The organism is Streptomyces sp. NPDC021356, assembly GCF_040641015.1.
Taxonomy (GTDB): Bacteria; Actinomycetota; Actinomycetes; order Streptomycetales; family Streptomycetaceae; genus Streptomyces.
In genome coordinates, this window is sequence record NZ_JBFACU010000002.1 from 249,197 (window position 1) to 274,528 (window position 25,332).

Genomic DNA, 25,332 nt, shown 5'->3' on the forward strand with positions numbered 1-25,332 from the left:
GCGCACAGTGCTTACGGCTCATGCCCCGCGTTCATGCGGTCGAAACCAGCGAGTAACGGCTACTTATGCGATGCCATGCATAAGTTCCAGCGACGTCATCCTACGGCCGTTCCGAACAGGGTGCCCAGGGCGTACGTCACACCGGCGGCGGCACCACCCAGGACAAGCTGCCGCAAACCGCTGTACCACCAGCTGCGCGCGGTCACCTTGGCCACCACCGCACCGCAGGCGAACAGCCCGAACAGGGCGAGCAGCACGGCCGGCCACAGCACAGCGGCCCCCAGCAGGTAGGGCAGCAGCGGCAGCAGCGCGCCGAGCGCGAACGAGCCGAACGACGACACCGCCGCGACCAGCGGCGACGGCAGGTCGCCGGGGTCGATGCCCAGCTCCTCGCGGGCGTGGATCTCCAGGGCCTGCTCCGGGTCCTCGGACAGCTGGCGGGCCACCTCCCGCGCCAGCTCGGGCTGGACACCCCGCGCCACGTACAGGGCGGCCAGCTCGTCCTCCTCGTCCTGCGGGTGCTTCCTCAGCTCGCGCCGCTCGACGTCCAGCTCAGCCTCGACCAGCTCGCGCTGGGAGGCCACGGACGTGTACTCGCCGGCGGCCATGGAGAAGGCGCCGGCGGCCAGACCGGCCAGGCCGGTGAGGACGATGGCCTCCCGGCTCACCGCGCCGCCGGCGACACCGGTCATCAGGGCGAGGTTGGAGACCAGGCCGTCCATCGCGCCGAAGACCGCCGGGCGCAGCCAGCCACCGTTCACGTCACGGTGCGTGTGGTTGTCGCGGTGCGCCTCGTGCAGCGTCGCTTCGGTGTCGAGGATGGCCACGGGAGTCCCCCAGAGAGCTTAGGCAAGGCTTGCTTTTGGACTGGTTCTACTTTTCGACAACACCGAACCTACGCCGGAAATTTCGCCGCCGCCAGCAAGGAAAGGCTGGGCTAACCTGGGGCTTTACCGTTCTTTGCTCATTCGTGCATGTGCATGCACAGATGTCGTACGGGTGATGCTGGGGCGGTTGAGGCTGCCTGGGGGCCGCGACCGGGGACAGTTCCGCAGAAGGGATCTGCCGGATCTGCTGGGCTCCCCGTGGGGCCGATGGGTTCCGCTCGGGCCCCATGAGGTCCGTTGAGGCCCCAAGACGTCCGTTCGGACCCCATGAGGTCACGTGGACCTGATGGGGTCCGCTTGGACCTGATGGGGTCCGCTTGGACCTGATGGGCACGGGCCCCGCTGGGACCTGCCGAGGTCGGCCGGGACCTGCTGGACCTGCCGGGACTGGGACTGGTGGGGTCGGCCGGGACCTGCTGGGGTCCGCTGGGACCAGCGCCCCGTCGGCGCCCTGGAGAGGAGAGCCCGCGATGGCATCGACCGCCGGCGGCGCGCCCGCCCGCCTCCGTGACCGCGCGCGCGGCGCGCTGCTCGGCCTCGCCGTGGGGGACGCCCTCGGCGCGCCCGCGGAGAACCTGCGGCCCTCCGAGATCCGCGCCCGCTGGGGCCGCGTCACCGGTTACGTCACCGACCGCCCGGCCGGCACCGACGACACCGAGTACGCCCTCTTCTCCGGCCTGCTGCTCGCCCGGCACGGCGCCGCGCTCACCCCCGCCCACGTGGAGGCGGCCTGGCACGAGCACATCGCCACGCGCGCCGAGAGCCCCTTCCGGGGCGCCGGGTTCAGTGAGCGCGGCACCCTGGAGAACCTCCGCCGGGGCCTGACCGCGCCGCTCTCCGCGCAACACCGGCACGCCTGGAGCGACGGGCTCGCCATGCGGGCGGCGCCCTTCGGGGTGTTCGCCGCCGGGCGCCCCGCCGAAGCGGCCCGGCTGGTCGCCGTCGACGGCTCGGTCAGCCATGAGGGCGAGGGCATCCACGGCGGCCGGGCCGTGGCGGCCGGGGTCGCGGCGGCCATGGCTGGCGCACCGCCGGTCGCGGTCGTGGCCGCCGCGCTCGCCGTCGTACCGGACGACTCCTGGACGGCCCGCTCGCTGCGCCGGGCCACGGCAGCCGCCCACCGCGGCGAGCGCGCCGTACGCTCCGCCGTCGTCATCGCCGACTACCCCTGGTCCGACCTGGCCCCCGAGGCGGTCGCCCTCGCCTTCGGCGCGTACGCCGCCGCCGACGGGGGCTTCCGGGAGGCCGTCCTGACCGCCGTCAACATGGGCCGCGACGCCGACACCACGGCCGCGGTCGCGGGCGCCCTGGCCGGCGCGACCCACGGCGTTGCCGCCATCCCTCCGGAGTGGGCGGCGGCCATCGGCCCGGCCCGGGGCAGCTGCCTGCCCTCGGTGGCCGGCCGGCACGTACTGGAGATGGCCGACCTGCTGCTGGCCCGGGCCCGGGCGAGCGGGAAACCGGCCACTCCCCTCCCCTCGACCGCGACCATTCCCGTACGGGCAGACGCGCCCGCTCCCCCGCCCCCCAGCGCACCCATCGCCCTGCCGACGACCACCTCCACCCCCACCCCCACCCCCGCGGCCACTGCCGCGGCAGACACCCCCGCCACCCCCCTCCACCCCACCCCGGCCATGCCCGTACGAGCCGACACACCCACTCCCCCACCCCACAACACACCCACCGCCCTGCCGACGACCACCTCCGCCCACACCCCCGCGATCACCACCGCGACCGGCAGCCCGTGCGCTCCCGTGCGGCCCGTCGCCGCCGGGCGCCCCGGCTTCCCGGTAGCCGGTCAGGCCGGGCCCGCCGACCCGCGTCGACATCCGGGCCCGGTCCTTCCCGGGCCGGCCCCCGCCACTGCCACAGCGGCGGCGGCAGCGGCGGCCACTGCGGTGTGCCCCGACGCCTCCTCCCCCGTAGGCATCGGCGTGCCCGCGCACCCCCGCGGCGAGGCACGGGCGGCCGGGGCGCCCCTGCCCGATCCCGCCGCTCCCGACCCCGGGTCCGCCGCCCGCGTCCTCGCCTCCGACGAGGGCGAGGCCGGGCGGTGAGCGGGCGGCGGCGGGTGGAAGGCCTGTTGCTGGGGCTGGCGGCGGGGGACGCCGCCGGATGGCCGGCCGCGCGGCACCGGGCCGCCCGCCTGCCGGAGTGGACCCGGCGGCTCACCCGCGAGCTGGACACCTTCGCCGAGGAGAACGCGACCACCACGCTGCCCGTCCCCGTCGCCCTGAACCAGTCCCCCGAGCCGCTGCGTCTCGGCCCCTCCGACGACGCGGAGTGGGCGGTGTTCGCGGCCGAGGCGGTCCTGCGGGCCGGCGACGACGACGCGCTCGGCGACCTCAGCCGGGAGCGGCGGGTGCGGGCCGCGATCGACCTCACCTGGAACGCGGTGGCGAGCGAGGTCGCGGCGGCGGCCGAACGCGCCGCCGAGATCGAGTCCGCGGTGCTGCCGCTGCGCGCCCGCATCTCCGTCCGGGCGGGCCTCGGCAACCTCGCCACCGGCCTGCGGCCCCCCGCCACCGGCCACGACAACCCCCACTACTTCGACGACGCCGCCTGCGTACGGGCCTGCGCCCTGGCCGTGGCCCACCCGGGCGATCCCCGGGCCGCCGCCGACCTCGCCGAGTTCGACGCCCGCTACACCCAGGACGGCGACGGCGTGCACGGCGCCCGCGCGATGGCCGCGGCGCTCGCCCTGGCCCTCGCCGGCGCCGGGGTCGAGGCCTGCGTCGCGGCCGCGCTGACCGAACTCCCCGAGGGCACGGAGATCGGCCGCAACGCGCGGCACGCGCTGACGCTGACGGCGGACGGCGAGGACGCGTTCGCGCTGGTGCCGCTGCTGGAGCACCAGATCGTCGACCACGTCTACAGCTACGGCGTCGCCGCCGCCGAGACCGTACCGGTGGCGCTCGCCCTGGCCACGGCGGCGGACGGTCGCATCGCACAGGCGCTGCCCGCCGCCGCCTGCCTGTCCCGGGTCGCCGACTCCGCCCCCGCCCTCACGGGTGCGCTCACCGGCGCCCTGGGCGGCGGCGAGGCGATCCCCCTCTCCTGGCGGGACGCGTGCCGCACCCTGTCCGGCTGCGTCCTGCCCCGCCTCACCGGCACCGACCTCGTGGAACTCGCCGGACTCCTGGAAGCCGCACAACCGGCCCCGCCAGGAGGATGATTCGGGGCATGACGCCCACAGGAGAAGAAACCACCGGCCCGGGTGCGAGTCTGGACGAGCGGATCGCCGGCGCCCTCGTCGGCGCGGCCGTCGGCGACGCCCTCGGCGGCCCCGTCGAGGGCTACTCCCCCGACCAGATCACGGAGCGCCACGGCGGCCGGATCCACGGCGTCGTCGGTCCCTGGCACGGCGACGAGTGGCGCACCGCCCGCCCGATCGCGCCGTACCACAAGGGCGACGGCCACGTCACCGACGACACCCTGATGACGCACGCGCTGGTACGGGTGTACGCGCAGGTCCGCGACCACCTCGACGCCTACGCCGTCGCCGAGCGCCTCGTCCCCGACCTGATGACCGACCCGCGCTGGATCCCGGAGCTGGAGGCGGAGGCGCTGCCGCTGCACCGCGTCTTCCTGGCGGAGAAGTGGCTCGTGGCGCGCCTGCACTACGGGCACGTGGACCCGCGGGAGGCGGGCACCGGCAACATCGTCAACTGCGGTGCCGCGATGTACATGGCCCCGGTCGGCCTCATCAACGCGGCCGATCCGCGGGCCGCGTACGCGGAGGCCCTGGACATCGCGGGCGCCCACCAGTCGTCGTACGGCCGGGAGGCGGCGGGCGTGCTCGCGGCCGGGGTGGCGGCGGCCTGCGCGCCGGGGGCCACGCCCGACTCGGTCGTGACGGCCTGTCTGACCCTGGCGAAGGACGGCACCCGGGCGGCGATCGAGGACGTGTGCGAAGTGGCCCGCGGTCATACGGACTTCGAGTCGGCGCTGGCGCCGCTGCGGGCGGCGGTCGCACCGTACGACACGGTGGGCCCCGACTACCGCAGCCCCTCCCTGGGGGCCCGCCGCCCGTCCCGGCTGCACGCGATCGAGGAACTGCCCGTCGCGCTGGGCATGCTGCTGGTGGCGGGCGGCGACTTCCGGCGGGCCGTCCTCGGCGCGGTGAACTACGGCCGGGACTGCGACTCCATCGCGACGATGGCCGGGGCCCTGGCGGGGGCGCTGGGCTCACCGGTCCCGCGCGAGTGGGCGAAGACGGTGGCGGAGGCCAGCCGTCTCGACCTGTGGGAGCCGGCGCGCACGCTGGCCGCGGTGGCGCGGGAGGTCTTCGAGAAGGACGTACGGCGGCGGCGGGCGCACGAGCGGGCGTTCGTCTCGATGGGAGGTCCGGGATGCTCCGACTGACCTGGGTCCAGCCCGAGGACCTGCTGGGCCACGAGTTGCGCCAGGCGGTGCAGGACGGCCGGGAGCCCGGCGCCATCGCCGCCCGGTGGCGGGCCGCGGGCGGCCCCGAGGCCCCGGCCCGCTCCGGCGCCTCGCCGCAACCGGCCTCGCGCTACCTGCGCCTGCTGGCCGAGGACCTCCTGGACGAACTGGCCGAACTGCCGAGCCGGCTCGCGGAGGCGGAGCCCACCGACCTGGCCTCGATCCGGGCCCTGTGCCCGGACTGGCCGATCCGGGGGCCGGTAACCGGCGACAGTCCGGTCCGGGAGCCCCGAACCGGCGACCGTCCGACCCAGGAGCCCCGAACCGGCGACCGTCCGACCCAGGAGCCCCGGACCGGCGACCGTCCGGCCGCGCCCGGCCCGGACCGCCTCGAAGCCGCCTGGCTGGGCCGGGCCGCGGGCTGCCTGCTGGGCAAACCCGTGGAGAAGATCCCCCTCGACGGCATCCGCAACCTCGCGCGGGCCACCGGGAACTGGCCGCTCACCACCTGGTTCACCGCCCGGGGCGTGCCCGACGACCTGGCCGCGGCCCACCCCTGGAACCGCCGCTCGGCGGCCACCAGCCTGGCCGAGAACATCGACGGCATGCCCGAGGACGACGACCTCGACCACCCCCTGCTGGGCCTGCTCCTTATGCGCCGCCACGGCCGGGGCTTCACCACCGCCGACCTCGCCCGCCTGTGGCTGGACGAACTCCCCGCGGGCCGCACCTTCACCGCCGAACGCGTCGCCTACCGCAACCTCCTGCTCGGCATCGACCCCCCGCGCACCGCCCGCCACCGCAACCCGTTCCGCGAGTGGATCGGCGCCCTCATCCGCGCCGACGTGCACGGCTGGACCAACCCGGGCGACCCGGCCGCCGCCGCCGAGCAGGTGCACCGGGACGCCGTCCTCACCCACACCGCCAACGGCGTCTACGCCGCCATGTTCGCCGCCGCCGTGATCGCCGCCGCGGCGAGCGGCACCCACGACGTGCACGCCTGCCTGGCCACCGGGATGAAGGTCGTGCCGCCCGGCTCCCGGCTCGCCCGCGCGGTCCGGCACGCCGTCCGACTGGCCGCCGCGCACGAGGACTTCGACACGGTCGTGGACGAACTGCACGCCGTCCACGCCGGCCTGCACTGGGTGCACGCCGTCCCGAACACCGCCCTGATCGCCGCCGCCCTCACCCACGCAGACGGCGACTTCACCGGCTCCATCTGCCGGGTCGTCTCCGGCGGGTGGGACACCGACTCCAACGGCGCCACGGCCGGATCCGTCGCCGGTCTCCTCGCCGGCTCGCCCGCGGCGCTCCCCGACCGCTGGACGGCACCGCTCAAGAACCGGCTCGCCACCTCCGTCGGCGACTTCGACGGCGTCGGCTTCGACACCCTGGCCCGGCTCACCCACCAGGAGGCGTCCCGCCCATGACGCCGCACGCGCACGGCCCCGCCCCCGTCCCGCAGCCCTCCGATCCGCAGCCCTCCGATCCACGGGCTTCCGCCCCGCGAGCTTCCGCCCCGGAGGCGTCCGATCCGCAGACCTGCGACCCGCAGGCTCCCGACCCGCACGCACGGGACACGGCACCGCCGCTCGCCGGGCTGCGGGTCCTGGACCTCGCCACCCTCTTCGCCGGGCCGATCGCCGCCATGATGCTCGGCGACTTCGGTGCCGAGGTCATCAAGGTCGAGCACCCGGCCAGGCCAGATCCCGCCCGGGGCCACGGCCCGGCGAAGAACGGCGTCGGCCTGTGGTGGAAGCTCCTCGGCCGCAACAAGCGCGCCATCACCCTGGACCTGTCCCGCCCCGGCGGCCGCGCGACCCTGCTGCGGCTCGCCGCGAGCGCCGACGTGATCGTGGAGAACTTCCGCCCCGGCACGCTGGAGCGGTGGGAGCTGGGCTGGCCGGAACTCTCCGCGGCCAACCCGCGCCTGGTGCTCGCCCGGGTCACCGGCTTCGGCCAGTTCGGCCCGTACGCGTCCCGGCCCGGCTTCGGCACCCTGGCGGAGGCGATGAGCGGCTTCGCGGCGATCACCGGCGAGCCGGACGCCCCGCCGACCCTGCCCCCGTTCGGGCTCGCCGACTCGATCGCGGGCCTGGCCACGGCATACGCCGTGATGACCGCCCTCGCCGCCCGGGAACGCACCGGCGAGGGGCAGATCGTCGACATGGCGATCATCGAGCCCATCCTGACCGTCCTCGGGCCGCAGCCCCTCTGGTACGACCAGCTCGGCTACGTCCAGCCCCGCACCGGCAACCGCACGCAGAACAACGCCCCGCGCAACACCTACCGCACCGCCGACGGCACCTGGCTCGCCGTGTCGGCCTCGGCGCAGTCGGTGGCCGAGCGCGTGCTGCGGCTGGTGGGGCGTGCGGAGCTGATCGACGAGCCGTGGTTCGCGACCGGCGCCGGGCGCGCGGCCCACGCGGACGTCCTCGACGAGGCGGTCGGCGGCTGGATCGCCCGGCACACCCGCACCGAGGTCATGGCCGCCTTCGAGAAGGCCCAGGCGGCCGTCGCCCCGATCCAGGACGTCCGGGACGTGGTGGCCGACCCGCAGTACCAGGCGCTGGGCACGCTCACCACGTTGTACGACCCGGAGCTGGGGCGGATGCGGATGCAGAACGTCCTCTTCCGGCTCTCCGCCACTCCGGGCGCGATCCGCTGGGCCGGCCGCCCGCACGGCGCGGACACCGAGGCGGTGCTGACCGAGCTGGGCCTCACCCCGGAGGAAGTGGCGGCGCTGCGCGCGGAGGGCGCCCTGTGACGGCCACCGCCCCCTTCCCGCTCACCTGGCTCTACGTCCCGGGCGACCGCCCCCACGTCGTGATCAAGGCCCTCGCCTCCGGTGCGGACGTGGTCGTGATCGACCTGGAGGACGCGGTCGCCCCGGACCGCAAGGAGTACGCCCGCGCCGCCACCGCCGAACTCCTGACGGAACCGCCGCCGGTCCCCGTCCATGTGCGCGTCAACGCCCTCGACGGTCCTCTGGTGGCCGCCGACCTTGCGGCCGTGGCCCCCCGGCCGGGCCTCGCCGGACTGCGGCTGCCGAAGGTGACGTCGGCCGAGCAGGTGATCCGGATCGCCGAACTGACGGAGGCCGGGGAGCCACGGCTCCGGCAGGGGGGCGGGTACCGGGGGTACGCGGGCGGCGGGGCCCGGGAACGGTCTGGAACAGTCGGGGACGGTCAGGCCCCGGAGGGCGGCGGGGGCTGCCACTCGGCGGCGGCCGACGAAAGGCACGGCGCCGCCCGTGACTGCCGGTGCGCGGCGGGCGGGGGCCGCGGGGCGGCGGGGTGCTGGTCTGCGGCGGACGGGGGGCGCGGGACGGTGGAGTGCTGGTGTGGGGCGGGCAGGGGGCACGGGGCGGCGGAGTGCCGGTGCGTCGCGGACGAGAGGCCAGGGACGGCAGGGTGCCGGTGCGCGGCGGCTCGCGGGCATGGCCGGGCGGACTGCCGATGCAGGGCGGGCGAGGAGCCGGAGGCGGGGTGCCGGTGTGCGGCGGACCGACGGCGCGCCCCGGCGGACTGCCGGTGTGTGGCGGGTACGGCGGGCGCGGGCGAGGAGCCAGGGGCGGCCGGGTGCGTGTGCGCGGCGGGCCGGGAGCGGAGCTACGCAGGGTGCCCTGGCGCGGCGGGCCGGGAGCGCGGCTCCGCGGGGTGCTCGTGCGCCGTGGACCGGGAGCGCGGCCCGGCGCGGTGCCGTTGTGCCGGGGGCGAGGGGCCGGGAACGACCGCCGGGGTCCTCTCGGTCCTCGAGGGCGACGCGGCCCACGGGACCGGGCCCCCGCTGTACGCCCTGCTGGAGAACGCCCTGGCCGTCGAACAGGCGTACGTCATCGCCTCCGCGCACCCGTCCTTGCGGGGCGTCTCGATCGGCGAGGCCGATCTCCGCGCCGACCTCGGGGTGCGCCAGGACACCGGCCTCGACTGGTGCCGTGCGCGGGTCGTCGTCGCCGCCCGCGCGGCGGGGCTCGCCCCGCCCGCCCAGTCCGTCCACCCCGACATCCGGGACCTGGAGGGCCTGGCGGCCTCGTGCGCGCACGGCCGTGCCCTGGGCTTCCTCGGCCGGGCGGCCATCCATCCCCGGCAACTGCCCATCATCGAACGCGCCTATCTGCCGACCGACCGCGAACTGGAGGAAGCGGAGACGGTCGTCAAGGCGGCCACCATGGACCGGGGTGCGCAGGCCCTGGCCGACGGCCGGTTCATCGACGCGGCGGTGGTCGCGGCGGCACGGCGGACCCTGGCGCTGGCCCGCAGGTACTGACCCCGCGCGCGAGGAGGGCGCCTCCCGGAACGGGGGCGCCCTCCATGCACGTACGACCGCCGGCGGTCAGCCCTTCTTGGCCGAGCCCGCCTCGTCCTTCACACCGGCCGCCTCCGAGGCATCGTCCTCGGCGTCGACAGCGGTGTCGGCATCCTTCGCGTCGGCGGCCTCGGTCGCACTCGCCTTGGTGACGCTCACTTTGGCGTCGCTCGCCTTGGCGTCGCTCGCCCTGCCCGCGGCGGGCGGTTGCGGCGCCGCGTCCGCGGGGGCGGCAGCGGACTTGCCTTCCGACGCCTCCGTCTCCGCCTCTGCCCCGTCCTGCTCGGTCCCCTCACCGACGGCGGGCATGCCCCGCTCGACCTGGACCTCCCGGCCCGGCCGCTTCTTCGACGAGACCCAGATGTAGGCCACCGCGAGCAGGAAGACCACGAGGGCCGTCCAGTCGTTCAGACGCAGGCCGAGGATGTGGTGGGCGTCGTCCACCCGCATGTACTCGATCCAGCCGCGGCCCACGCAGTACGCCGCCACGTACAGGGCGAACGCCCGGCCGTGGCCCAGCTTGAAGCGGCGGTCGGCCCAGATGACCAGGACGCCGACGCCGACGCACCACAGGGACTCGTAGAGGAAGGTCGGGTGGTAGTACCCCGGCACCCGGCCATCCGCCGACGAGGTGATGTGCAGCGCCCAGGGAACGTGCGTCTCCCGCCCGTACAACTCCTGGTTGAACCAGTTGCCCCAGCGGCCGATGGCCTGCGCGAAGGCGATGCCCGGGGCGACCGCGTCCGCGTAGGCGGGCATCGGGACGCCCCGGCGCCGGGCACCGATCCAGGCGCCCAGCGCGCCGAGCGCGATCGCGCCCCAGATGCCGAGGCCGCCCTGCCACACCTTGAAGGCGTCCACCCAGTCACGGCCGTCGCTGAAGTACAGCTCGTAGTCCGTGATCACGTGGTAGAGCCGGCCGCCCACCAGGCCGAACGGCACGGCCCAGACCGCGATGTCGGCCACCGTGCCGGCCCGGCCGCCCCGGGCGACCCAGCGCTTGTTGCCGAGCCAGACGGCGACGAAGACGCCGATGATGATGCAGAACGCGTAGCCGCGCAGCGGAATGGGACCGAGGTACACCACTCCGTGCGACGGGCTGGGAATGTAGGCAAGTTCCATGGCAGGGTCGACGCTACCGCAGCCGGAGCGGGCCCAGGACGAGCATCCCGGATACGGGTCCATAACGGGCCCTCGCCCGGGGGCGGTGACACCCACCGGCACACGCGCCCCTTACCAGCGCCTTACTCATCCCTTGCCCCTCCCCCTCGCCCGTCCCTCATCCCTTGTCGGCCGCTTCCACCAGCTGCTTGAACCTGGCCGGGGTCATCGAACGGTCCTGGATGATGTTCTTGCCGTTCAGCAGGACCGTCGGGGTGCCCGAGAAGCCTGCGGCCTGGAAGGCCTGGTTGGACTTGTCGACCCAGCTGTCGTGCGTACCGTTCTTGACGCAGCTCTGGAAGGCCGGGGTGTCCAGGCCCGGCACCTTGCGGGCCAGCTGGAGCAGCTTGGCGTTGTCCGCGTAGGCGTCGTCCGTCTCCTTGGGCTGGTTGTCGTAGAGCACGTCGTGGTAGGCGGGGAACTTGCCGGCGTCCTGGGCGCAGGCCGCGGCGTTGGCGGCGCGCAGCGACCCGCTGCCGCCGAGGTTGCCGTCGATCAGCCGTGCCAGGTGGTACTCGACCCTGAGCTTGCCGGCGGCGGTCAGCTCGTGGACGGTCGGCCGGTACGCCGCCTCGAAGGCCTGGCAGGCGGGGCAGCGGAAGTCCTCCCAGACGGTGAGCGTCGACCTGGCGCCGTCCTGGCCGACCGGGATCGCGAGACTGTCCTTGCCCTGCGCGCCCGAGGGTGCTGCGACCGGGCCCGCGCTGGTGCTCTTCTTCTTGCCGGAGTTCGCGGCGAGCACGCCGATCACCGTCGCCAGGGCCAGCACGCAGACCACACTGGTGGCCACGATCAGCGTGCGCCGGCGTCGCTCCGAGGCCTTCTGCTTCTCGCGTTCGACCGCCATACGCTGTCGGGCGGTGCGCTTTCCGTCATGGTTCTTCTCGCTCACACCCCCAGAACGAACCGGGGAGGCGCATTGCGCCTCCCCGGTCCCAGGTCCACCCGTTCGGGTGACCGAATATCCCGCTGTGTCCGACTATGCCTGTCGGGCTACGCCTGTCCGCGCACCCCGCGGGCCAGTTCGCCCGCCAGCGTCCGGACGGCCTCGACACCGGCGGCGGCGTCCGGAGCGTCCAGCATCCGCTTGACGAACGCCGAGCCGACGATCACGCCGTCGGCGAAGCCGGCGACCTCGGCGGCCTGGGCCGGGGTGGAGACCCCGAGGCCGACGCAGACGGGCAGGTCGGTGCCGGTGGCGCGGGTGCGTTCCACCAGGTCCTGGGCCTGCGCGCCCACCGACTCGCGGGTGCCGGTGACACCCATCAGCGAAGCCGCGTAGACGAAGCCGGAACCGGCCGCGGTGATCTCGGCCAGCCGCTCGTCCTTGCTGCTGGGCGCCACGACGAAGACGGTCGCCAGGCCGTGCTTCTCGGCGTGCTCGCGCCACAGGGCGGACTCCTGGACCGGCAGGTCGGGCAGGATGCACCCGGCGCCGCCCGCCTCGGCCAGCTCGGCGGTGAACCGCTCGACGCCGTAGCGGTCGATGGGGTTCCAGTAGGTCATGACCAGGACCGGCTTGCCGGTGGCCGCGTGGGCCTCGCGGACGGTGCGCATCACGCCGGCGATCCGGACCCCGCCGCGCAGCGCGATGTCGTCCGCGGTCTGGATGACCGGCCCGTCGAGGACCGGGTCGCTGTGCGGCAGGCCCACCTCGACGACGTCCGCGCCGCCGTCGAAGACGGCCTTGATCGCCTCGATGCCGCCGTCCACGGTGGGGAACCCGGCCGGGAGGTAGGCGATGAGCGCCGAGCGGCCCTCCGCCTTCGCGGCGGCGAGGGTGTCCGACAGAAGCTGGATGGCGCCGCTCACTTGGCGTCCCCCTCGATCTCGGCGGTGTCGGCCGCGTCGGCGGCCACCTCGGCGTCGGTGTCGTACAGGCCGAAGTAGCGGGCGGCGGTGTCCATGTCCTTGTCGCCGCGCCCGGAGAGGTTGACCACGAGCAGCCCGTCCGGGCCCAGCTCGCGGCCGACCTCCAGCGCGCCGGCCAGCGCGTGGGCGCTCTCGATGGCCGGGATGATGCCCTCGGTGCGCGACAGCAGGCGCAGGGCCTGCATGGCCGCGTCGTCGGTGACCGCGCGGTACTCGCCGCGGCCCGAGTCCTTGAGGTAGGAGTGCTCGGGGCCGATGCCCGGGTAGTCCAGGCCGGCCGAGATGGAGTACGGCTCGGTGATCTGGCCCTCGTCGTCCTGGAGGACGTAGGAGCGGGAGCCGTGCAGGACGCCGGGCTCGCCCGCGGTCAGGGTCGCCGCGTGCTCGCCGCTCTCCACGCCGTGCCCGGCGGGTTCGCAGCCGATCAGGCGGACGTCCTCGTCGGGGATGAAGGCGTGGAAGAGGCCGATGGCGTTGGAGCCGCCGCCGACGCAGGCGATCGCGGCGTCGGGCAGCCGTCCGGCGCGCTCCAGGAGCTGCCGGCGGGCCTCGACGCCGATGACCCGGTGGAAGTCGCGCACCATGGCGGGGAACGGGTGGGGGCCCGCGACGGTGCCGAACAGGTAGTGGGTGCGGTCGACGTTGGCGACCCAGTCGCGGAACGCCTCGTTGATGGCGTCCTTGAGGGTGCGGCTGCCGGACTTCACGGCCACGACCTCGGCGCCGAGCATGCGCATCCGGGCGACGTTCAGCGCCTGGCGGCGGGTGTCGATCTCGCCCATGTAGATCGTGCACTCCAGGCCGAACAGGGCGCAGGCGGTGGCCGTGGCCACGCCGTGCTGGCCGGCGCCGGTCTCGGCGATGACGCGGGTCTTGCCCATGCGCTTGGTGAGAAGCGCCTGGCCGAGCACGTTGTTGATCTTGTGGGAGCCGGTGTGGTTCAGGTCCTCGCGCTTGAGGAACACCCGGGCGCCGCCGGCGTGCTCGGCGAAGCGGGGCACCTCGGTCAGGGCGCTGGGCCGACCGGTGTAGTGGACGAGCAGGTCGTCCAGCTCGCGGGCGAAGGCGGGGTCGGCCTTGGCCTTGTCGTACTCGACGGCGACCTCGTCCACGGCGGCGACGAGCGCCTCCGGGATGAACTTGCCGCCGTAGGCGCCGAAGTAGCCCCCGGCGTCGGGGACGTGACCTTCCGGGTCGGGGAAGAAGAAATCGCTGGGCATGCCAGAACCTCACGGTGAGTGCGTGGAAGAACACTGTTCGCCGTGGGGGCGGGGGTTCACTCCCGTGCGCGGTCTACTCCCGGCCGCGGGCCGGATGCGGTCGCTCGCGCAGTTTCCCGCGCCCCTTCAGGGGCGCTGCCATCGCATGCCGTTGACCTGGCCCGGTTCGTCACCGATGACGTAACGCACCCGGCGGCCGTGCACCCGGCGGGCGGGCGCGCGGCAGCCACGGGGCCGGCAGCCGCGCGCCAGGCGGGCGTACCGGTCCGTGGTCGGCACGGTGGTCACAAGCGTCATCGGGGCGATTCTACCGGCTCTGCCGACGGCTCAGCCGCGCCCGTGGCGCAGCGCCGGGTGCGTCCCGGCGGCCACCAGGTCGGCGACGGCGGTCTTCGGATCGCGGCCGGTGACCAGCGACTCGCCGACCAGGACCGCGTCGGCGCCGGCGTTGGCGTAGGCGATCAGGTCGTGCGGGCCGCGGACGCCGGACTCGGCGACCTTGACGATGTGGGCGGGGATCTCCGGGGCGATCTGCTCGAAGGTGTCGCGGTCGACCTCGAGGGTCTTCAGGTTGCGGGCGTTGACGCCGATCACCTTGGCGCCGGCGTCGACCGCGCGTTCGACCTCTTCGTCGTCGTGGACCTCGACGAGCGGGGTGAGGCCGATGGACACGGCACGCTCGATCAGCGACTCCAGGGCCGGCTGGTCGAGGGCGGCGACGATCAGCAGGGCGAGGTCGGCACCGTAGGCGCGGGCCTCCCACAGCTGGTACGACGTGACGATGAAGTCCTTGCGCAGCACCGGGATGTCCACGCGGGCGCGGACGGCCTCCAGGTCGGCGAGCGAGCCGCCGAAGCGCCGCTGCTCGGTCAGGACCGAGATCACGGAGGCGCCGCCGGCCTCGTAGTCGGCGGCGAGTGCGGCCGGGTCGGCGATCGCGGCCAGCGCGCCCTTGGACGGGCTGGAGCGCTTGACCTCGCAGATGACCTTGACGCCGTCGCCGCGCAGGGCGGCCACCCCGTCCTTGGCGGCCGGCGCCTTCGCCGCGCGCTCCTTGAGCTCGTCGAGGCTGACGCGCGCCTGCCGCTCCGAAAGGTCGGCACGGACTCCGTCGATGATCTCGTCGAGCACACTCACGCGAGCGGCCCCCTTCCAGACGGTGGGATGTTCCAGCGGATCGAGCGGCCTCCGGCGGACCGCTTGAGGCGGATCGGGCGGATCTGGCGGATCAAGCGGGCGGAACCGGTGGTCACTGCGATGGTATCCGCAGGAGGGTCGAGGCTTCGCATCCGGCCGACCTCGGTCCCATTACCTGGACAGACACCGGACGATCAAGGGTGGAGCCAGCCGCCGAAGGGCAGGTTCCGGACAACGGCGAAGGCCGCGAACAAGATGCCCAGGGTCCACAGGTGCACGGGGCGCGGCTCGATCCGCAGGGGCCGCCCGTGGATCGAGCGGACCGCCCAGAGGGTCCACAGCACGGCGAAGGCCAGGTAGCCGGCGACGGCCGGCGCGTTGTCCCGCAGGGCCGTGAGCAGGTCGCCGTGGACGAAGGCGTGGGCGCTGCGCAGCCCGCCGCAGCCGGGGCAGTACAGGCCGGTGAAGCGCAGCAGGGGGCAGGCGGGGTAGTGCCCGGGCTGGTTGGGGTCCACCGCCCCGACGTACGCGAACGCTCCGGCGACGGCCGCGAGGACCGCCCCGGGGACGACGAGCCGCCCGAGCAGGGCCCTGGCCCCCGCTTCGGGCCGCGGTCCGTCCTCGGGCGCACACCGGGGCCGGGGAAGGGGCGTCCGCCCCCGCACCACCCGCTGACTGTCGGCGTTCACCCCTGGCATTCTGCCCGCAACGCGGCGCGTGCGCGCGAGGAGCGGTGCCCGCAGCCCACTGCGTGCGGGCGGCACGGCCCGCGGACCGCTCCGTAGGGCCGGTGCGACGCGTGAGGGGCGGCACCGGGCCCGCCCCTCACGCGTCGTGTCGTACGGGTCCGCCGCGGCGGACTCAGCCCTTGGCGCCGGCCGGCGCGCCCTGGGCGGCGACCTGGTGCACCGGGTGCTCGTTCTTCTGGCCCATGCCCATCATGCGCATGATGCCGCCGACGACACCGCCGAGCAGCACGACACCCATGCCGACCCAGAAGCCGACCGGCTGGGCCATCACCATGAAGGCGCCCGAGACCAGGAAACCGATGAAGGCGATGATGACACCGGTCCAGGCGGCCGGGGTGTGACCGTGGCTGCTGCCCGCCATGACTTGCTCCTCGTTGCTTGTACGTTCTGAGCCGGACGCTCGGTTCCATTGTCCCGTACGCGTGCACAGGACGTGAGCGGGGGTGGCTCATCGCGCACCCGCTTCATCACATCGGGAAGGCGGAGTTCGCCGGGCGGCGGTCAGGCCGGGCCGGTGCCCGTCGGGTCCTCACCGCGGTCCAGGGCCTTCCACAGGTCCTCGGGGCGGTCGGGGTCGAGGGGCTTGGGCGCGCGCGGGCGGGGTGCCCCGGAGCGCTCGTAGCGGCCGGACATCGCGGGCCACAGGCGGCCGTAGCACAGGGCCAGCAGCCCGGCGAGCAGGAGGAGCACCCCGCCCGCGGCGGCGACGTAGGGCCAGCCGGTGTGGCTGAGCGAGGCGGCGGTGGCGGCGGTGTCGCCGGAGGCCTGCGCGGCCTTGCCGTCGAGCACCTTGCCGTCGGATCCGCCGGCGAGCGCCGCGGCGACGGTGCCCGCGCCGGAGAGTGCGAGGAGGGCTGCGACCAGCAGCCGGCCGGAGCGGCGCACGGCGAAGACGGCGACGAGGGCGGCCAGGCCCACTATGGCGAGCGCCGCGGGCACGCCCGTGACCTCGCTGCCCTTGGCGGTCAGCGGGAAGGCGCCGCCGGCCACCGACGCGGTGCCCTCCGCCCAGCGCTGCCGGGAGGCCAGCAGCGCGACGGCCGCGCCGAGCGCACCGCACAGCAGGGCGACGGCGAGGCTGCGGCGGCCGGACCGGGCGGGGGCGGCGGCGGCTTCGGGACGGGGGTGAGGTACGGCAGTCACGTACTCCACTATCGCCTGCGGGACGGGCGGACCGTCACCCGGGGTTCCGTGAGATGCACCCCATCCGCCGCCCGCCCGCTCCCCGCAGTCGGCCTACGGGGCCAGCCGGTTGGCGGTGTGCACCGCCCGCAGCACCGCGGCGGCCTTGTTGCGGCACTCGGTGTCCTCGGCCACCGGGTCGGAGTCGGCGACGATGCCCGCGCCCGCCTGGACGTAGGCGGTGCCGTCGCGCAGCAGCGCGGTGCGGATGGCGATGGCGGTGTCGGAGTCGCCTGCGAAGTCGAGGTAGCCGACGCAGCCGCCGTACAACCCGCGCCGGGAGGGCTCCAGTTCGTCGATGATCTGCATCGCGCGGGGCTTCGGCGCGCCGGACAGGGTGCCCGCCGGGAAGCAGGCGGTCAGCACGTCGAAGGCGCTGCGGCCGGCGGTGACCCGGCCGGTGACCGTCGAGACGATGTGCATGACGTGCGAGTACCGCTCGACGGACATGAAGTCGACGACCTCGACGGAGCCCGGCTCGCAGACCCGGCCCAGGTCGTTGCGGCCGAGGTCGACGAGCATCAGGTGCTCGGCGCGCTCCTTGGGGTCGGCGAGGAGTTCGTCGGCGAGGTTCTGGTCCTCCTGCGGGGTGGCGCCGCGGGGCCGGGTGCCGGCGATGGGGTGGACCATGGCCCGCCCGTCCTCGACCTTCACCAGCGCCTCGGGCGAGGAGCCCACGACGTCGAAGCCGTCGAAGCGGAACAGGTACATGTACGGCGACGGGTTGGTGGCCCGCAGCACCCGGTAGACGTCCAGCGCACTCGCCGAGCACGGCGTCTCGAAGCGCTGGGAGGGGACGACCTGGAACGCCTCCCCCGCGCGGATGCGCTCCTTGACGTCCTCGACGGCCGCCCGGAAGTCGGCGCCGCCCCACAGGGCGGTGTACTCGGGCAGTTCGGAGGGCGGGAGGGCGGCCGGGGGCTGGGCGACGGGCCGGGACAGGTCGGCCTCCATCGCGTCGAGCCGGGCGACGGCGTCCGCGTGGGCCTCGTCCACGCCGGTGTCGAGGTCGTTGTGGTTGATCGCGTTGGCGATCAGCAGCACCGTGCCGTCCCAGTGGTCGAGGACGGCGAGGTCGGAGGTGAGCAGCATGGTCAGCTCGGGGAGCTTCAGGTCGTCCCGCTCGCCGGGGCCGATCTTCTCCAGGCGGCGCACGATGTCGTAGCCGAGGTAGCCGACCATGCCGCCGGTGAAGGGCGGCAGGCCCAGGTCGTGGGCGAGGTCGCGGGGGGTGTGCAGGGCCTCGACGGTGGCCCGCAGGGCGGCGAGCGGGTCGCCCTCGACGGGGACGCCGACCGGCGGGGTGCCCAGCCAGTGGGCGCGGCCGTCCTTCTCGGTGAGGGTGGCCGCGCTGCGGACGCCGACGAAGGAGTAGCGAGACCATTGGAACGCGGTGCGGCCGTTCTCGGCGGACTCCAGCAGGAACGTGCCGGGACGCTCGGCGGCGAGTTTGCGGTAGAGCGCGACGGGGGTGTCGCCGTCGGCGAGGAGCTTGCGGGTGACCGGGATGACGCGGCGGTCGCCGGCCAGTTTGCGGAAGGTCTCGAGGTCCATGGCGGCCGACCTTACTGATCCGCGGCGGCGGCGCCGGAGCGGGCGCGGTCGCCGCCGGCGTCCTCGTCCCCGGCCAGGACATCGGCGTCGAAGCAGGTGCGGTCGCCGGTGTGGCAGGCGGCGCCGACCTGGTCGACCTTGACCAGCACGGTGTCGGCGTCGCAGTCGAGCGAGACGGACCTGACCCGTTGGACGTGCCCGGAGGTGTCGCCCTTGACCCAGTACTCCTGGCGGCTGCGCGACCAGTAGGTGCAGCGGCCCGTGGTCAGCGTGCGGTGCAGCGCCTCGTCGTCCATCCAGCCGAGCATGAGCACCTCGCCGGTGTCGTACTGCTGGGCGATGGCGGGGACGAGTCCGTCGGCGTCGCGCTTGAGGCGTGCGGCGATCTCGGGGTCGAGGCTGCTGGGCCGGGGGGTGCCGGGCGTGCTGGTCATGGGTGCCATTGTGCCGCGCGTGGCCGGCGGCCGGGGGCGGCCGTCCAGTGGGCGGACCTGCCGTGGAGTCGTAGGCTGAGGCCATGTCGACCTTTGCCAAGCGTGAACGGCTCCTGCTCGCCGACCTCTTGGAGACCGCCGGCCCGGAGGCGCCCACCCTCTGCGAGGGCTGGCGCACCCGTGACCTCGCCGCGCACGTGGTGGTGCGCGAGCGGCGCCCCGACGCGGCGGGGGGCGCGCTGATCAAGCCGCTGGCGTCCCGGCTGGAGAAGGTCCTGCAGGAGTACGCCGCGAAGCCGTACGAGGAGCTGGTCCAGCTGATCAGGACCGGCCCGCCGCGATTTTCACCCTTCCAGCTCAAGCAGGTCGACGAGGCGGCCAACACCGTCGAGTTCTACGTGCACGCGGAGGACGTCCGCCGGGCCCAGCCGGACTGGTCGCCGCGCGAGCTGGACCCGGTCTTCCAGGAGGCCCTGTGGTCACGGCTGGAGCGGACCGCGCGGCTGCTGGGCCGGGGTATCCCGACGGGCCTGGTACTGCGCCGCCCGAACGGCGAGACGGCCGTCGCCCACCGCGGCACACCCGTGGTCACGGCGACCGGCGAACCCGCGGAGCTGCTGCTGTTCGCCTTCGGCCGGCAGAACGCGGCGCGGGTGGAGCTGGAGGGCGAGCAGGACGCGATCGCGAAGGTGTCGGAGACGAAGCAGCTGGGGTTCTGACCTGGGGACGGGGCCGGGACGGTCGGCCCTCCCGGACGGAAGCAGGTAGGTCAAGCTCCGGGGACGAGTCTGGGGCGGTCGGCCCTCCCGGACGGAAGCAGGTAGGTCAAGCTCCGGGGACGAGTCTGGGGCGGTTCGCCCCAGGGCGGTGGCACGGCCAGTCAGCCCTCGGGCGAGGAACCAGAGACCGCCGGTCCCCGGGCCGGCGGCAGAGGTGCTCGCCCCCCGGCCCGGGAACAGGGGCGGTCGGCCGCCGGGCCGGAGGTATCGGTCCCCGGACCGGAAGCGGGGGCGGTCGACTCCCAGGCCGACGGCCGAGGTGGTCGGCGTGGCGTGGGCCCGAGGGGTCGCGTGGCGCAGGCCCGGGACCCCGGGACGACGGCCCCCCGGAGTCGGGAAGCCAGAGAACCGGCGAGTCAGGAAGTCAGCAAGTCAGGGCGTCAGGGAAGTTCGGCGCGGCGCAGGTCACGGACTCCGAGGACGACGAGTCCCGCGAGCCCGCTCACCGCGGCGCAGCCCGCGAACACGGGCCCGCTGCCCCACAGGGCGACGGCCGCGCCGACCAGCGGGAAGGTGAGCGGCGCGACGCCGAAGCCGACGAGGGTGGAGACCGAGGTCACCCGGCCGATGTAGGCGGCGCCGGCCCTGGCCTGGACCAGCGCTCCGCACAGCGCCCCGGCGAGACCGGCGCTCACACCGATGAGCACGGCCACGCCGGCCGCCGCCGGCACGGACGGCACCTGGGCGAGCGCCGCGACCGCCACGGCGGACAGCAGGTTGGCGACCGCGGTCACCACTGCGGCGCGCGGCACCCGGCCGCGCCAGGTCAGCAGGAGCGAGGCCGCCCCTGCGCCGGTGCCGAAGCCGGCGAGCACCCAGCCCATGCCGGACGACCCCCAGTGGCGCTGCTGGGCGAGCAGGGTGAGCCCGAGGTTCATGGGTCCGACGAAGCCGAGATCGCTGAGGGCGATGGCGAGGACGAGGGGGCGCAGGACGGGGTCCTGCCGGATGTGGCGCAGTCCGTCCCGCAGTTCGCCGAGGACCGCGCGCCTGCCGGCCCGGTCACCGTCGGCCGGCCGGCCGACGCGGACGGTCAGCAGGAGCGGCAGGGACATGCCCACGAGCAGGGCGGCCAGGCCGAACGCGCCCGCCGTGCCGCCGAGGGCGACGCCGATGCCGCCGAGCGGACCGCCGAGGACGTTGGCGAGCCGGGTGGCGAGGCCTCGCATGCCCTGGACCCGGGCGAGCTGGGAGCGGTCGGTGATCCGCGCGGGCAGGGCGCCCGCGGCGGGCAGGAAGACGGCGTCGACGACACCGAAGAGCACGGCGACCGCGCCCAGCGCCCACAGGCCGGGGCTGGTGACGAGGAGCAGGACGGCGGCGGTCAGGACGAGGGCGCTGCGCGCGGCGGTGCTGGAGAGGACGACGCGGCGCGGCCCGTAGCGGTCGGCCACCACTCCCCCGCCCAGCATCAGCAGCGCGCGGGGCAGGGCGCTGGCCGCCGTGACGAGTCCGGCCTGCGCGGGGGTGCCGGACTGGACGGCCGCCCAGGACAGTGCGATGTAGTAGACGTTGTCACCGATCGCGGACGACGCGTATCCGCCGAGCCAGCGCAGGACATTGGGGTCACGGTGGGCCGGTCTGCCGGGTGGATCCGACACGGGCGCGAGCGTGGTGGTCACGGCGGTACGTCCTCTCAGACGCGATGGTCGGACGCCGACCGCCGGGGGCGGGGCCGGACGTCGGGGGCGGGGCAGGAAGCAGAGGTCGAAGGCCGGACGCCGGACGCCGGACGCCGGACGCCGGGGAGGAAAGCAGGGGCAGGAGGCGGAGGCCGGGCGCAAAGTGGTCTGGCACGGGCCGCCGCGACAGGGCCGGACGCCGGGGGCGGAAAACAGGGCTGAGGGCCGAGGCCGTACTCGGGGCGGAGGCCGGACCCGGAGGTCAGGGAACCGCCCGCCGGAACGGGCCCCGCAGAAGAGCCCGGGGCCGGACCGTACGCGGGGATCGAGCGCCGAACACCGGCAGCCCCAGGGCGGGCAGACCCCCTGGGCCGGGCACCGGGCACCGGGCACCGGGCACCGTAGGCCGGATCGGCGCAGAGGCCAGGCGTCAGTCGCCGGGAGCGAACCGGACCGGGCCGGAGGCCAGGCGCCGGAATCCACAACGCGGGCCGGCCGCGGAGGTCACCGCCGGGCACCCCGACGCGGACGGGGCGCAGCGGCGAAGAACCGGCCACCGGAGACCGGGCTCCGCGGGCCGCCCGGGCGTGGGGCCTGGGCCGTTCAGGTGCGGAACGGGAAGGCGTACGTGTGGACGGCGACGTTCTCGCGGCCTCCGGTGTCGCCGGCGGTGACGGCGGCGCGGCCGCGTTCCTCGTACTCGCGGACGAGGTCGTACATGCGCCGGGACAGCTCGGTCAGTTCGTCCGGGGTGAGCTTGAGAAGCCATTCGGCGGAGTCGGACGCCGCGTTCCAGGCGGCGCCCCAGTGGGCGCGCTCGTCGAGGAAGCGGCGGTACATGTCGGCGCGCTGCTCGAAGAACAGACGGCTGGCGGCGGTGTGCGCGGCCGCCTTCTCGGGGGCGTCGGAGAAGTCCTCGTCATGGATGCTGACGCCGTCGGTGGCGGGGCGCCACCAGCGCTCCCTGCCGTCGGTGGTCTGCGGTTCGGCCTCCTCGATGAGGCCGTGCTCGGCCAGCTTGCGCAGGTGGTAGCTGACCAGGGAGACGGCTTCGTCGACCTGTCCGGCGAGCTGCGAGGCGGTCGCCGTACGGGCGATGGTCAATGCCCGGTACAGGTTCATGCGCAGCGGGTGGGCGATCGCCTTCAGCGTGCCCAGGTCCTGGATCCTGCGGTCTCGGTCTCTTTCTCTCTCCGGCATGCCCCCAGACTAGATGCGCAAGGAAAATTGCACAACGGATATTGCGCAAGCAATCTTGCGCAACTTTCCTTGCGGGTCTGCCCGTGAAAAGGCCCCGGCCGCCTGTGCGTGCGCAGCCGGGGCCCTCCTCGGCAGAGGTCACCTCACCGGGTGACCGGCCTCCCGCAGCGTCTCCTTGACCTGACCGATGCGCAGATCGCCGAAGTGGAACACCGAGGCCGCGAGGACCGCGTCCGCGCCCGCCGCGATCGCCGGCGGGAAGTCCGCGAGCCGGCCGGCGCCGCCGGAGGCGATCACGGGGACGGTGACGTGCTTGCGGACGGCCGCGATCATCTCCAGGTCGTAGCCGTCCTTCGTGCCGTCCGCGTCCATGGAGTTCAGCAGGATCTCCCCCGCGCCCAGCTCGGCGGCCCGGTGCGCCCACTCCACCGCGTCGATGCCGGTGCCGCGGCGACCGCCGTGGGTGGTCACCTCGAAGGAACCGGCAGCCGTGCGGCGCGCGTCGACCGACAGGACCAGCACCTGGCGGCCGAAGCGCTCGGCGATCTCCCGGATCAGTTCCGGCCGGGCGATCGCGGCCGTGTTGACGCCCACCTTGTCGGCGCCCGCCCGCAGCAGCCGGTCCACGTCCTCGGCCGTACGGACGCCGCCGCCGACCGTGAGCGGGATGAACACCTGCTCGGCGGTGCGGCGCACCACGTCGTAGGTCGTCTCCCGGTCGCCCGAGGACGCGGTGATGTCCAGGAACGTCAGCTCGTCGGCGCCCTCGGCGTCGTACACCTTGGCCATCTCGACGGGGTCGCCCGCGTCGCGCAGGTTCTGGAAGTTGACGCCCTTGACGACCCGGCCGTTGTCCACGTCCAGGCAGGGGATGACTCGGACCGCCAGGGTCATGAATCGGGCTCCTCTGATTTTCCTCTGAATGCTTCGAGTTCCACCGAGACCAGGACGCGCGGGTCGACGAACCCCTCCACGACGAGCAGGGTCGACACCGGGCGTACCGCGTCGAACAGCTCCTTGTGGGCGCGGCCCACGTCGTCCAGGTCCCGGGCGTGGCTCAGATACATACGGGTCCGGATCACGGACTCCGCGCCGAGCCCGAACTCGCCGATCGCCTCGAGCGCGCTGGTGAAGGCGGTCTTCGCCTGTTCGTACGGGTCGCCCTCCCCGTACAGCACCTCGCCCCGGAAGGCGGTGGTGCCCGCCACCAGGACGCGGTCGCCCGCCGCGACGGCCCGTGCGAATCCGAACGTCTCTTCCCAGGGAACTCCGCTCTGCACGCGCCGTACGGCATCGGACGTCATGACGACACTTCCTCCAGGGCCTCTTCGAGCGTGAACGCCTTCGCGTACAGGGCCTTCCCGACGATGGCGCCCTCGACACCGAGCGGCACGAGGGAGGCGAGCGCGCGCAGGTCGGCGAGCGAGGAGACGCCGCCGGAGGCGACCACCGGGCGGTCGGTCGCCGCGCAGACGTTCTTCAGCAGCTCCAGGTTGGGGCCCTGGAGGGTGCCGTCCTTGGCGATGTCGGTGACGACGTAGCGGGCGCAGCCCTCCTTGTCCAGGCGCGCCAGCGTCTCGTAGAGGTCGCCGCCGTCGCGGGTCCAGCCGCGGCCGCGCAGGGTGGTGCCGCGTACGTCGAGGCCGACGGCGATCTTGTCGCCGTGCTCGGCGATGACCTCGGCGACCCACTCGGGGGTCTCCAGGGCGGCGGTGCCGAGGTTGACGCGGGTGCAGCCGGTGGCGAGCGCGGCGGCGAGGGTGTCGTCGTCGCGGATGCCGCCGGACAGCTCGACCTTGATGTCCATGGCGTGGGCGACCTCGGCGATCAGGGCGCGGTTGTCGCCGGTGCCGAAGGCGGCGTCGAGGTCGACCAGGTGCAGCCACTCGGCGCCCGAGCGCTGCCAGGCGAGGGCGGCCTCCAGCGGGGAGCCGTAGGAGGTCTCGGTCCCGGACTCGCCGTGCACGAGGCGGACGGCCTGGCCGTCGCGGACGTCGACGGCGGGCAGGAGTTCGAGCTTCGAAGCCATCACAGGGTTCCGATCCAGTTGTTCAGCAGCTGCGCTCCGGCGTCGCCGGACTTCTCGGGGTGGAACTGGGTGGCCCACAGGGCACCGTTCTCCACGGCGGCCACGAAGGGCTTGCCGTGGGTGGCCCAGGTGACCTTGGGGGCGTGCATCGCCGGGTTGTGCACCTCCAGTCGCCAGTCCTGGACGGCGTAGGAGTGCACGAAGTAGAAGCGGGCGTCGGCGTCGAGGCCGGCGAACAACTCGGAGCCGGCGGGTGCCTCGACGGTGTTCCAGCCCATGTGCGGGACGACGTCGGCCTCCAGCGGCGCGACCGTGCCGGGCCACTCGTCCAGGCCCTCGGCCTCGACACCGTGCTCGATGCCGCGGGCGAAGAGGATCTGCATGCCGACGCAGATGCCCATGACGGGGCGTCCGCCGGACAGCCTGCGGTCGATGATCCAGTCCCCGCGGGCCTCCTTGAGGCCGCGCATGCAGGCGGCGAAGGCGCCGACGCCGGGTACCAGCAGGCCGTCGGCGTTCATCGCGGCGTCGAAGTCACGGGTGATCTCGACGTCGGCGCCGGTGCGGGCGAGCGCCCGCTCGGCGGAGCGGACGTTGCCGAAGCCGTAGTCGAAGACGACGACCTTCTTGGCGGCGGGGCTGCCCACTTCACACCTCCAGCCGCAGCACGCCCGCGAAGATGCACATCGCGGCGCCGATGGACAGCAGCACGATCAGGCTGGTGGGCATCTTCTGCTTGGCGAAGGAGTAGACGCCGCCGCCCAGGAAGAGGCCGAGGACGATCAGGATGGTGGAGAAGCTGTTCATGGCGG

24 protein-coding genes and 3 pseudogenes are annotated in these 25,332 nt (G+C 74.4%); 8 read left to right on the top strand and 19 right to left on the bottom strand.

The annotated features are described in order from the left end of the window. Window positions 1-95: 95 nt before the first annotated feature. Window positions 96-827: a VIT1/CCC1 transporter family protein gene (locus AB0G56_RS03295; protein WP_360962825.1), complete on the bottom strand. Its 732-nt coding sequence runs from the start codon at window positions 825-827 to the stop codon at window positions 96-98. 530 nt (window positions 828-1,357) lie between these two features. Between AB0G56_RS03295 and AB0G56_RS03300 the strand changes: the two are divergent. The 7 genes and pseudogenes from AB0G56_RS03300 to AB0G56_RS03330 form a co-directional block, all read left to right on the top strand. Continuing rightward, a pseudogene (locus AB0G56_RS03300) lies at window positions 1,358-2,323 on the top strand (ADP-ribosylglycohydrolase family protein); the annotation flags it as partial. A gap of 617 nt (window positions 2,324-2,940) precedes the next feature. Further along, window positions 2,941-4,062, top strand: coding sequence for an ADP-ribosylglycohydrolase family protein (locus AB0G56_RS03305; protein WP_360962828.1), 1,122 nt, complete (start codon window positions 2,941-2,943; stop codon window positions 4,060-4,062). 8 nt (window positions 4,063-4,070) lie between these two features. Further along, window positions 4,071-5,252, top strand: coding sequence for an ADP-ribosylglycohydrolase family protein (locus AB0G56_RS03310; protein ID WP_360962831.1), 1,182 nt, complete (start codon window positions 4,071-4,073; stop codon window positions 5,250-5,252). Next, window positions 5,240-6,703: an ADP-ribosylglycohydrolase family protein gene (locus tag AB0G56_RS03315; RefSeq protein WP_360962834.1), complete on the top strand. Its 1,464-nt coding sequence runs from the start codon at window positions 5,240-5,242 to the stop codon at window positions 6,701-6,703. The genes AB0G56_RS03310 and AB0G56_RS03315 overlap by 13 nt, the downstream gene beginning before the upstream one ends. Continuing rightward, window positions 6,700-8,040 (top strand): CoA transferase, encoded by a 1,341-nt coding sequence (locus tag AB0G56_RS03320; protein ID WP_360962837.1) that lies wholly within the window; start codon window positions 6,700-6,702, stop codon window positions 8,038-8,040. The genes AB0G56_RS03315 and AB0G56_RS03320 overlap by 4 nt, the downstream gene beginning before the upstream one ends. Next, window positions 8,037-8,369 (top strand): annotated as a pseudogene (locus AB0G56_RS03325) (aldolase/citrate lyase family protein); the annotation flags it as partial. The gene AB0G56_RS03320 and the pseudogene AB0G56_RS03325, both read left to right, overlap by 4 nt. A 684-nt stretch (window positions 8,370-9,053) precedes the next feature. Continuing rightward, a pseudogene (locus AB0G56_RS03330) lies at window positions 9,054-9,542 on the top strand (aldolase/citrate lyase family protein); the annotation flags it as partial. Window positions 9,543-9,608: 66 nt separating this feature from the next. Here AB0G56_RS03330 and lgt read toward each other — a convergent pair. The 11 genes from lgt to hisI form a co-directional block, all read right to left on the bottom strand. After that, window positions 9,609-10,703, bottom strand: a complete 1,095-nt coding sequence (gene lgt / locus AB0G56_RS03335) for a prolipoprotein diacylglyceryl transferase (RefSeq protein ID WP_360962840.1) — start codon at window positions 10,701-10,703, stop codon at window positions 9,609-9,611. A 157-nt stretch (window positions 10,704-10,860) separates the two neighbouring features. Next, entirely contained in the window at window positions 10,861-11,634 is a 774-nt protein-coding gene (locus AB0G56_RS03340; protein WP_360962843.1) for a thioredoxin domain-containing protein, read from the bottom strand. A gap of 101 nt (window positions 11,635-11,735) precedes the next feature. Next, the gene (gene trpA, locus AB0G56_RS03345) at window positions 11,736-12,554 is read right to left on the bottom strand and encodes a tryptophan synthase subunit alpha (protein ID WP_360962846.1); all 819 of its coding nucleotides are present in this window, start codon (window positions 12,552-12,554) and stop codon (window positions 11,736-11,738) included. After that, entirely contained in the window at window positions 12,551-13,834 is a 1,284-nt protein-coding gene (gene trpB, locus AB0G56_RS03350) for a tryptophan synthase subunit beta (protein ID WP_360962849.1), read from the bottom strand. Before trpB ends, trpA begins: the two co-directional genes overlap by 4 nt. 126 nt (window positions 13,835-13,960) lie before the next feature. Then, window positions 13,961-14,131 carry a hypothetical protein gene (locus tag AB0G56_RS03355; protein ID WP_360962852.1) on the bottom strand — a complete coding sequence of 57 codons (171 nt, stop codon included), beginning with the start codon at window positions 14,129-14,131 and terminating at the stop codon, window positions 13,961-13,963. Window positions 14,132-14,161: 30 nt separating this feature from the next. Further along, window positions 14,162-14,971 (bottom strand): indole-3-glycerol phosphate synthase TrpC, encoded by an 810-nt coding sequence (gene trpC, locus AB0G56_RS03360; RefSeq protein ID WP_360962855.1) that lies wholly within the window; start codon window positions 14,969-14,971, stop codon window positions 14,162-14,164. A 194-nt stretch (window positions 14,972-15,165) separates the two neighbouring features. Beyond that, the gene (locus tag AB0G56_RS03365) at window positions 15,166-15,669 is read right to left on the bottom strand and encodes a DUF2752 domain-containing protein (protein ID WP_360962858.1); all 504 of its coding nucleotides are present in this window, start codon (window positions 15,667-15,669) and stop codon (window positions 15,166-15,168) included. A 163-nt stretch (window positions 15,670-15,832) separates the two neighbouring features. Continuing rightward, window positions 15,833-16,081 carry an HGxxPAAW family protein gene (locus AB0G56_RS03370; protein WP_360962861.1) on the bottom strand — a complete coding sequence of 83 codons (249 nt, stop codon included), beginning with the start codon at window positions 16,079-16,081 and terminating at the stop codon, window positions 15,833-15,835. A 140-nt stretch (window positions 16,082-16,221) separates the two neighbouring features. After that, window positions 16,222-16,872, bottom strand: a complete 651-nt coding sequence (locus AB0G56_RS03375) for a TIGR02234 family membrane protein (protein WP_360962864.1) — start codon at window positions 16,870-16,872, stop codon at window positions 16,222-16,224. A gap of 84 nt (window positions 16,873-16,956) precedes the next feature. Next, complete coding sequence (locus AB0G56_RS03380) at window positions 16,957-18,456, bottom strand: anthranilate synthase component I (protein WP_360962867.1); 1,500 nt, start codon at window positions 18,454-18,456, stop codon at window positions 16,957-16,959. A gap of 11 nt (window positions 18,457-18,467) precedes the next feature. Beyond that, on the bottom strand, window positions 18,468-18,890 hold the full coding sequence (gene hisI / locus AB0G56_RS03385) for a phosphoribosyl-AMP cyclohydrolase (RefSeq protein ID WP_360962870.1): 423 nt from the start codon (window positions 18,888-18,890) through the stop codon (window positions 18,468-18,470). A gap of 83 nt (window positions 18,891-18,973) precedes the next feature. Here hisI and AB0G56_RS03390 point away from each other — a divergent pair, with 83 nt between their 5' ends. After that, the gene (locus AB0G56_RS03390; RefSeq protein WP_360962873.1) at window positions 18,974-19,609 is read left to right on the top strand and encodes a TIGR03085 family metal-binding protein; all 636 of its coding nucleotides are present in this window, start codon (window positions 18,974-18,976) and stop codon (window positions 19,607-19,609) included. Between the two features lie 440 nt (window positions 19,610-20,049). Here the strand turns inward: AB0G56_RS03390 and AB0G56_RS03395 are convergent, their stop codons facing one another. From AB0G56_RS03395 to AB0G56_RS03425, 7 genes are all read right to left on the bottom strand, one after another. Next, window positions 20,050-21,291, bottom strand: a complete 1,242-nt coding sequence (locus AB0G56_RS03395; protein ID WP_360962876.1) for an MFS transporter — start codon at window positions 21,289-21,291, stop codon at window positions 20,050-20,052. Window positions 21,292-21,894: 603 nt separating this feature from the next. Next, entirely contained in the window at window positions 21,895-22,491 is a 597-nt protein-coding gene (locus AB0G56_RS03400) for a helix-turn-helix domain-containing protein (protein WP_360962879.1), read from the bottom strand. A 138-nt stretch (window positions 22,492-22,629) separates the two neighbouring features. After that, the gene (hisF, locus tag AB0G56_RS03405; protein ID WP_360962880.1) at window positions 22,630-23,385 is read right to left on the bottom strand and encodes an imidazole glycerol phosphate synthase subunit HisF; all 756 of its coding nucleotides are present in this window, start codon (window positions 23,383-23,385) and stop codon (window positions 22,630-22,632) included. Continuing rightward, window positions 23,382-23,795, bottom strand: coding sequence for a RidA family protein (locus tag AB0G56_RS03410; protein ID WP_360962883.1), 414 nt, complete (start codon window positions 23,793-23,795; stop codon window positions 23,382-23,384). Before AB0G56_RS03410 ends, hisF begins: the two co-directional genes overlap by 4 nt. Beyond that, window positions 23,792-24,520 carry a bifunctional 1-(5-phosphoribosyl)-5-((5-phosphoribosylamino)methylideneamino)imidazole-4-carboxamide isomerase/phosphoribosylanthranilate isomerase PriA gene (gene priA / locus AB0G56_RS03415; protein WP_360962886.1) on the bottom strand — a complete coding sequence of 243 codons (729 nt, stop codon included), beginning with the start codon at window positions 24,518-24,520 and terminating at the stop codon, window positions 23,792-23,794. The genes AB0G56_RS03410 and priA overlap by 4 nt, the downstream gene beginning before the upstream one ends. After that, window positions 24,520-25,167 (bottom strand): imidazole glycerol phosphate synthase subunit HisH, encoded by a 648-nt coding sequence (gene hisH, locus AB0G56_RS03420; RefSeq protein ID WP_360962889.1) that lies wholly within the window; start codon window positions 25,165-25,167, stop codon window positions 24,520-24,522. The genes priA and hisH overlap by 1 nt, the downstream gene beginning before the upstream one ends. 1 nt (window position 25,168) lies before the next feature. Beyond that, the gene (locus AB0G56_RS03425; protein WP_360962891.1) at window positions 25,169-25,327 is read right to left on the bottom strand and encodes a hypothetical protein; all 159 of its coding nucleotides are present in this window, start codon (window positions 25,325-25,327) and stop codon (window positions 25,169-25,171) included. Window positions 25,328-25,332 lie beyond the last annotated feature (5 nt).

Coding starts and splice junctions, on each gene's coding strand:
- AB0G56_RS03310 (WP_360962831.1), top strand. CDS start 4,071: ATGACGCCCACAGGAGAAGAAACCACCGGCCCGGGTGCGAGTCTGGAC.
- AB0G56_RS03315 (WP_360962834.1), top strand. CDS start 5,240: ATGCTCCGACTGACCTGGGTCCAGCCCGAGGACCTGCTGGGCCACGAG.
- AB0G56_RS03320 (WP_360962837.1), top strand. CDS start 6,700: ATGACGCCGCACGCGCACGGCCCCGCCCCCGTCCCGCAGCCCTCCGAT.
- lgt (WP_360962840.1), bottom strand. CDS start 10,703: ATGGAACTTGCCTACATTCCCAGCCCGTCGCACGGAGTGGTGTACCTC.
- trpB (WP_360962849.1), bottom strand. CDS start 13,834: ATGCCCAGCGATTTCTTCTTCCCCGACCCGGAAGGTCACGTCCCCGAC.
- AB0G56_RS03355 (WP_360962852.1), bottom strand. CDS start 14,131: ATGACGCTTGTGACCACCGTGCCGACCACGGACCGGTACGCCCGCCTG.
- AB0G56_RS03365 (WP_360962858.1), bottom strand. CDS start 15,669: ATGCCAGGGGTGAACGCCGACAGTCAGCGGGTGGTGCGGGGGCGGACG.
- AB0G56_RS03370 (WP_360962861.1), bottom strand. CDS start 16,081: ATGGCGGGCAGCAGCCACGGTCACACCCCGGCCGCCTGGACCGGTGTC.
- AB0G56_RS03380 (WP_360962867.1), bottom strand. CDS start 18,456: ATGGACCTCGAGACCTTCCGCAAACTGGCCGGCGACCGCCGCGTCATC.
- hisI (WP_360962870.1), bottom strand. CDS start 18,890: ATGACCAGCACGCCCGGCACCCCCCGGCCCAGCAGCCTCGACCCCGAG.
- AB0G56_RS03390 (WP_360962873.1), top strand. CDS start 18,974: ATGTCGACCTTTGCCAAGCGTGAACGGCTCCTGCTCGCCGACCTCTTG.
- AB0G56_RS03400 (WP_360962879.1), bottom strand. CDS start 22,491: ATGCCGGAGAGAGAAAGAGACCGAGACCGCAGGATCCAGGACCTGGGC.
- hisF (WP_360962880.1), bottom strand. CDS start 23,385: ATGACCCTGGCGGTCCGAGTCATCCCCTGCCTGGACGTGGACAACGGC.
- AB0G56_RS03410 (WP_360962883.1), bottom strand. CDS start 23,795: ATGACGTCCGATGCCGTACGGCGCGTGCAGAGCGGAGTTCCCTGGGAA.
- priA (WP_360962886.1), bottom strand. CDS start 24,520: ATGGCTTCGAAGCTCGAACTCCTGCCCGCCGTCGACGTCCGCGACGGC.
- AB0G56_RS03425 (WP_360962891.1), bottom strand. CDS start 25,327: ATGAACAGCTTCTCCACCATCCTGATCGTCCTCGGCCTCTTCCTGGGC.